The following is a 396-nucleotide window of genomic DNA, read 5'->3' on the forward strand; positions in this document are numbered from 1 at the left end:
GCGCAAAATCATTCCATTGGATTCGGCGACAGGAATAAATTCGATTGGAGGCACGAGTCCATGGTCTGGACGTATCCATCTTATCAGTGCTTCCATACTTGTCATTTGACCAGTGACCATATTCACACGTGGCTGGTAATACAACACAAATTGATCTTCGTCTAAAGCGCGTTCCAGTGCTCGCTCCATGTCGACACGCACTTTTAATTTCTCATATAGCTCAGGTTTGAAGAAATTAAAATGTCCCTTCCCAGTGGCTTTGACCGAATACATGGCAATATCGGCATTTTTTAATAGAATTTCAGTGGTGTCACCATCGAGCGGGTAGAGACTGATACCGATTGACGCACCAATCTGATGTTTTTGCCCCTCCCACCAGAAAGGCTGCTGGAAGGC

1 protein-coding gene is annotated in these 396 nt (G+C 45.5%); it reads right to left on the reverse strand.

Annotation, left to right across the window (positions count from 1 at the left end; all coding sequences use genetic code 11):
* Window positions 1–396 (reverse strand): EAL domain-containing protein (locus ACO0LF_RS31540; protein WP_423021368.1); only part of this gene is annotated, 396 nt, incomplete at both ends.

The sequence above is a fragment of the Undibacterium sp. Di27W genome (assembly GCF_049340345.1).
Lineage (GTDB): Bacteria > Pseudomonadota > Gammaproteobacteria > Burkholderiales > Burkholderiaceae_D > Undibacterium.